Annotated in this window: 5 protein-coding genes and 1 pseudogene; all 6 read right to left on the bottom strand. The window is 69.7% G+C overall.

The annotated features are described in order from the left end of the window. Window positions 1-565: carboxymuconolactone decarboxylase family protein (locus QK444_RS29955; RefSeq protein WP_282785473.1), on the bottom strand; the 565-nt coding region annotated here is incomplete at its 3' end. A gap of 327 nt (window positions 566-892) precedes the next feature. Continuing rightward, window positions 893-1462, bottom strand: a complete 570-nt coding sequence (locus tag QK444_RS29950; RefSeq protein WP_282785472.1) for a hypothetical protein — start codon at window positions 1460-1462, stop codon at window positions 893-895. A 131-nt stretch (window positions 1463-1593) separates the two neighbouring features. Further along, on the bottom strand, window positions 1594-1962 hold the full coding sequence (locus QK444_RS29945) for a nuclear transport factor 2 family protein (protein ID WP_282785471.1): 369 nt from the start codon (window positions 1960-1962) through the stop codon (window positions 1594-1596). A 74-nt stretch (window positions 1963-2036) separates the two neighbouring features. Further along, complete coding sequence (gene fdhD / locus QK444_RS29940) at window positions 2037-2873, bottom strand: formate dehydrogenase accessory sulfurtransferase FdhD (protein WP_282785470.1); 837 nt, start codon at window positions 2871-2873, stop codon at window positions 2037-2039. Beyond that, entirely contained in the window at window positions 2866-5190 is a 2325-nt protein-coding gene (locus QK444_RS29935) for an FdhF/YdeP family oxidoreductase (protein WP_282785469.1), read from the bottom strand. Before QK444_RS29935 ends, fdhD begins: the two co-directional genes overlap by 8 nt. 482 nt (window positions 5191-5672) lie before the next feature. Further along, window positions 5673-6735: pseudogene (locus tag QK444_RS29930) on the bottom strand (hypothetical protein); the annotation flags it as partial.

The following is a 6735-nucleotide window of genomic DNA, read 5'->3' as shown; positions in this document are numbered from 1 at the left end:
CCCATGGGACGCGGCAGGCGTCCCGGCTGAAGCCCTGATCGGTGACGCCCAACGCGTGGTACGTGCGGGACCGCGAGTTCTCCAGCGCGATCTGGTAGGTCAGTTCCATGACACCGGTCGTCCCGAAGCACTGCGTCAGGTCCGCGACCTGCTCGCCGGTGACGGTGGGCGGGGTGGCGGTCATGGCGTCGGCGTAGGCGATGGCGGCGCGCTCGTCCGCGCTGTAGTGCGGGGAGGACGCGAATTCGTCGATGTGCCGGAGTTTGTCGACATCCAGGTCGGAATGCTTCATGAGCATGGTGCCGAAGTCCACGCACCAGGAGCAGCCGACCGTGGACGCCACCCGGAAGACCGCGATCTCGCGGACGGTGGCGGGCAGTTCCGTGGACGCCCGCTCCACCATCGTCTCGTGCACGCCCGCGGCCCGCATCAGCTTCGGATGGTTCGCCAGGACCGCGAACGGTTCCGGCACCTCGCCGAAGCGGCGCTTGCTGTACCGGTAGGCGATGCGGGTGAGCAGTCCGGCCTGCTGCGGCGCGACGGCGGGAATTCGGGTGCTACCCATGGCGGTCTCCTTCGATCCGTGGGATGGTGCTGTCCCTTGGACGAGGCGGCCCCGCCGAACGTGACGGGTTGCCGCGGGTGACTCGGCTCACGGTGTCACGAAGCTGGTGGCAGAAGCTCCATGGAGATCTCCTGGATGTCGGAATCGGTGACGATCGGGGGAGCGATCGCGCCCGGGTCGAGAATCGCCATTGACTCTCCTGGTTCGCCTTTGAACCTTCATTCCTGCTTCGGAAATCGGCGCTCGCGCTACACCTGTTACGACGCTGCGGCAGGTGAGAATTCATCGCATCCGACGCGAGTTTCCGACGAGATGCGGCGGGGCCGGTCAGCGCGGCGGGCGGGTGCCCTGACCGCGGGTGTGCCGGGTGGTGCGCCGCTGTGGAAAACGCAGGGTGAAGGGTGCGGGCTCGGGCACCGGATGGCGTTCGCGCGGGGCCACGAACACGCAGGCCACGCCGAGGGCGGGGATCAGGATCAGGGAGACGGTGCTGAGTACCGCGCTGACGCCGCTCAGTTCATCGGGCCAGTGGGTGACGTGGTACAGCAGATGCGGCAGACCGAATACCGCCCAGGCCACCCCCGCCACCCGCGCGACCATGCTGTCCATCAGATACAGCGCGGCCAGTGCCACCACGGCCAGCGCGAGGAAGAACGCGCCCACATCGGCGGCCAGATGATGGTTGTACGGCCCGTCCACGCTCACCCAGCGCATTCCGAAACCCGGGAAGCTGTCGTACCAGGAACGCGGGGCCAGCACCGCCCACAGGCCGGTCAGCAGCCCGATGCAGGCCAGGATCCCCAGCATGATGCGCAGGGCCAGCCACCGACGGCGGTTCACGTCCAGGCGCATGCGCACCCGGAGTCCGTCCCCGGTGCCGCGCAACGAGATTCGCATCGTGCCCTCCCGCCCCAGGCCGAATCGGTGGCGATGCTGATCACGGTAATTCGGTGGGCGGGAGGGGGCAAGGGATGTCAGGTCTCAGATCGGTTCCATGGGCGTGCCCTGACCGACCGTGCGATTCGGATCTACGCCATGACCATGTCGTCGGGACCCCAGTAGGCGCGCATGGCGACGATCTTGCCCGCGTCGTCGAATTCCATGGTGTCGATGGCCGAGAGCGTCATCCGCTTGTCGCCGTAGCGGGCGGTCAGGGTGAAGGAGACCGCGGCGGAGTCTCCGGCGACCCGCACGGCGTGCAGTTCGGTACCGCGCTCGTCGGCGCTCTCGAGGGCGGCGTAGAGCTCGCGGATGGCGTCGTGGCCGACCCGGGTCGGGGTGCCGATCGGGTCCTCGACGGTGGCCTCGGGGGCGTAGAGGGCGATGATGTCGTCGGTGGGGCCGGTGGCGACCAGTTTGAGGTACTGCTCGACCACGTCGCGGGGCTGCGCTGCCATGAGAACTCCCAGGAAAGTGGAACGTGTTCTAGGTTCGTGCTGTAGGTCGCAGCGTAGCAGTGCGGCGGCGGTGGTCACACCGTGCGGCTCGATGAGTGAACATCGTCGATGCGGTGGATTCCGGTGTAGACGTTCATGGAGTCGCCGCGCAGGAATCCGACCAGTGTCAGGCCCGCGTCCTCGGCCATGTCCACCGCGAGGGAACTGGGGGCCGAGACCGCGCCGAGCAGCGGGACTCCCGCCATTGCGGCCTTCTGCACCAGTTCGAAGGAGGCGCGCCCGCTCACCATGAGCACCAGATCGTGGGCGGGCAGCCGGGTCTCGCGCAGCGCCCAGCCGATCACCTTGTCCACGGCATTGTGGCGGCCCACATCCTCGCGCACGGCCAGCGCGGTGCCGTCGGCGGTGAACAGTCCGGCCGCGTGCAGGCCGCCGGTGGCGTCGAAAACCGTCTGCCGGGAACGCAGTTCGCCGGGCAGGGTGGTGAGGACGGTGGTCTTCACCGAGAGGCCTGCGGCGGGAATCGGGAACGGCAGCCGGGTGCGCACCTCGTCGAGCGCCGTCTTGCCGCAGAGGCCGCACGAGCTGTTGGTGAGGAAGTTGCGCGGCCGCGCCGGAACCGGGTGGCGCAGGCGGATATCGAGCACATTGTAGGTATTGCGGCCGTCGGAGTCGGTGCCCGCGCAGTAGCGGGCGGTGACGATGTCGGCGGCGGCGGTGAGCAGGCCCTCGCTGAACAGGAAACCGTGCACCAGGTCGATATCCGCGCCCGGCGTGCGCATGGTGACCGTCAGCGACCGGCCGTCGACGCGGATCTCCAGCGGTTCCTCCACCACCACGGTGTCGGGACGCCGCACCACGCCGGTGGGGGCGATGCGCACGGTCTTGCGGCGGGCGGTGACTCTACTCATGCGGGTGCTGATGGCGTTCGAGTCGAATCGTGATCGCCTTGGAGACCGGGGTGTTGGACCGCCGGGCGACATGATCGAGCGGGACGAGCGGATTGGTCTCCGGATAGTAGGCCGCCGCATTGCCGCGCGGGGTGGGGTAGGCCACCAGGCGGAAACCGGAGACGCGGCGCTCCTGCGGCGCGGCATCGGGCGTCGCGGGATCGGTCCACTCGGAGATGAGGTCCACCAGTTCATCCTCGACGAAACCGAGAGCGGCGATGTCCTCGGCATGGAGCAGGACGACCTTGCGGCCGTTGTGGATACCACGATAGCGGTCGTCGAGGCCGTAGATGGTGGTGTTGTACTGATCGTGGCTGCGCAGGGTCTGCAGGATGAGGCGGCCCTCGGGGACGGGCAACCAGTGCAGTTCGTTGGTCGCGAAATTGGCCTTGCCCGTCGCGGTCCGGAACTCGCGGGCGTCGCGAGGCGGATGCGGGAGCTGGAAGCCATTGCGGCCCCGAACTTTTCGATTGTAGTCGGCGCAGCCGGGCACCACCCGCGCGATGGCGTCGCGAATGCGGTCGTAGTCGCGCCGGAACTCCGCCCACGGCACCGGATGCTCGCGGCCGAACAACGCCTGTGCGAGTTCGCACACGATGGCGACCTCACTGCGCAGGTGCTCGCTCACCGGCTTCAGACGGCCGGTGGACAGGTGCACCATGGACATCGAGTCCTCCACCGAAACCTGTTGGCGCCTACCGTCTTGCAGGTCGTCGTCGGTACGGCCCAGGGTGGGCAGGATCAGCGCGGTCCGCCCGTGCACCACGTGGCTGCGGTTGAGCTTGGTCGAAACGTGCACGGTCAGCTCACCATTGCGCAGCGCCGCCTCGGTGATTTCGGTGTCGGGGGTGGCGGAGGCGAAATTGCCGCCCATGCCGAAGAAGACCTTGGCCTTGCCGTCGCGCATGGCGCGAATGGCCGCCACCGTGTCCCAGCCGTGCTGTCGCGGGCTGGTGATGCCGAATTCGGCGTCCAGCGCCGCCAGGAAGGTCTCCGGCATCTGCTCCCAGATGCCCATGGTGCGATCGCCCTGCACATTGGAGTGACCGCGCACCGGGCAGACGCCCGCGCCCGGCTTGCCGATCATGCCGCGCGACAGCAGCAGATTGGTGGCCTCCTCGATGGTGGCGACACCGTGCACCTGCTGGGTGAGGCCCATGGCCCAGCACACGATGGTGGCCTTCGACTCGGCCAGCAGGCGGGCCGTGCGTTCCAGCTGCTCGCGCGTGAGACCGGTGGCCTGCTCCACCACGCCCAGATCGACGGCGCGCATATGCTTCTCGTATTCCGCGAAGCCCGCCGTATGGGCGTCCACGAAGGCGCGGTCGACCACGGTGCCCGGCGCGCGGTCCTCGGCCTCGAACAGCAGTTTGCCCAGGCCCTGGAACAACGCCATATCGCCGCCGAGCCGGATCTGCAGGAAATCGTCGGCGATCTCGACGCCGGTGGTGAAGCCCTTGACCGTCTGTGGGTCGCGGAAGCCGATGAGACCGGTCTCCGGCAGCGGGTTCACCGCGATGATCCGCGCGCCGTGGGCCTTGGCCTCCGCGAGCGAGGACAGCATGCGGGGATGGTTGGTGCCGGGATTCTGCCCGGCGATCAGGATCAGGTCGGCGTGGGCGAAATCGTCGATGGTGACCGAACCCTTGCCGATGCCGATGGACGAAGTGAGCGCCGCGCCCGAGGACTCGTGGCACATGTTCGAGCAGTCCGGCAGATTGTTGGTGCCGAGGCTGCGGGCCAGCAGCTGATACAGGAAGGCCGTCTCGTTGGAGGTGCGGCCGGAGGTGTAGAAGACAGCCTCGTCCGGGCTGGACAGACCACGCAGGGTATCGGCGATGAGACGGTAGGCGTCGTCCCAGGAGATGGGGGAGTAGTGCTCGTCGCCGGGGCGCAGCACCATGGGCTCGGTGATGCGGCCCTGCTGGCCCAGCCAGTAGCCGGTCTTCTCCGCGAGGTCGCGCACGGGGTGCTCGGCGAAGAACTCCGGGGTGACGGTGCGCAGTGTCGCCTCCTCGGCCACCGCCTTCGCGCCGTTCTCGCAGAATTCGGCCACCCGGCGCGTGCCCGTGGGGTCCGGCCACGCACAGCTCGGACAGTCGAATCCGTGGCGCTGGTTCAGGCGGGACAGGGTGCGGGCGGTGCGGACCACCCCCATCTCCTCGACCGCGCGCTCCAGTGCCACGGTCACCGCCCGCACGCCCGCCGCCTGCGTCTTCGGTGGGTTGACGGTCAGTTCGGCCTCATCGATGTCCTGTTTCGGCGCGGCGCGATGCATGTGGCCATTGTCCTCTTCCGCGCGGGGGACGCCCGAATCGGGGGCGTCGGCGTGCCGGGGCGCATGAACACTCGGGTGCCGCGGCGCTGCCGCCCCCGGCGAGCGCGGAACCCGGGGCGTCGCCACGATTTCGCCTGCGCCACAACAGGCCGCGCCACAACAGAGCGTCACAACCGGTCAGCAACCCCGGTGCCGGATGGCGGTGGGGCCGGGTGCCGGACGATTCGCGTCGCCGGTCTTATCGACGCCTGGTTGTCGCGCACGGCCGGGTGGTCGGGGCGCTGGTGCCGGGGCATCACCCCGCCGAGGTGGCAGCCGTCCAGCGGGCCCTGCGTGCGCCGGAACCGCTCTCGTCCGCCGCGCTGGCGTCGGTGACTGGGCCGCGCTCGCACCCGGCTGACCGCGTGGGCGTCGTGTGGATGTGTGGGTGGTGCGGATCGTGTGGGTTTCGTGCTGATCGTGTCGGTCCCGTTCCGACTACGTCAGCGTCGTCGCGGGCGAATAGCGTCGGTGCTGTAGGTGAGGATGCGGTCGGCGATGCGCAGGCTCCAGCCCGGCTTCAATTCCATCGGCTGCGCACCCAGCCGAATCCAGTCCTCCGCGCGCGGGGCCGCGATATAGGTGCCGCCCGGGGTGGCGGCATCCTGTACGAAAACCCCCGCGCCCTCGATGAACACCCGTGCGTGCACCCGCGAGATGTGCCGGTCGCCGGTGAGGGCGATGGGGGAGGCCGCCGCTCGGCGCACCGCCTCGTCGGCCATGGGATCGCGGCCGAGCACATACGGACGATCCAGCGGGTAGGACTCACCGCCCGACATGGTGAGCGCGCCGAGCGGTTCGGCCAGCGCGGTCGTTTCCGGTGCGGGCAGTCGCGGCGGCTCGACCGCCTGGGCCGACCACGCCTTGGGGACGACCCAGGGTTTCGCCGCCGGTGCCGGATGTGCGGGCTCGGAACGCTCCGGTGCCGAACGCGCCTGCCGCTGCGCGGCTTCCTGGGCGGGATGAGGCTCGTGCCGTGCGGCGTCGGGCGGTCCGGGTGCGGGATGCGGGCCGGGCCGTGGGGTCTCGGGTGATCTTGGCTCGGGTCGCGCCTGCTGCCGCGTGGCCTCTCCCTGCTTCGGGGCGGGCCGCGCCTGCTGGGCCGAATCGGCCGCCGGTTCGGCGGAATCCGGGCCGTCGGCGTCCTCCATGGCGGCCGCGCGGGCGTCGAACGGTGCGGTACGCGGAGGTTCGGCTGACGGGGACGCCTCCGTCCCACGCTTCGGTCGGTCGGATGCGGAGCGCTCGGAACGGGCGGGTTTCGACGTGGCCTCGGACTCGCCGCGTGCGGCACCGGCCTGCGGTGTCGCGGATCGCGCGGCGGCCGATCGCTTGCCCAACATGACTGTGGGCGGCGGGTTCTCGGCGGGCGGACGGTCCGGATCGGGCAGGTCACCGGAGAGTCGGGTGACGGCGTGCGCCGTGGGAGGGATGTCGCTGCCCGGTCGGACCTTCGGCCCGGAGGAGCGTGCGGAATCCGCTCCGGACACCGGCGACGACGGTGCG

Source organism: Nocardia sp. CC201C (assembly GCF_030010695.1).
Lineage (GTDB): Bacteria > Actinomycetota > Actinomycetes > Mycobacteriales > Mycobacteriaceae > Nocardia > Nocardia otitidiscaviarum.
Note: the sequence above shows the minus strand (reverse complement) of the source record. Positions and strands in the feature narration are given on the sequence as shown.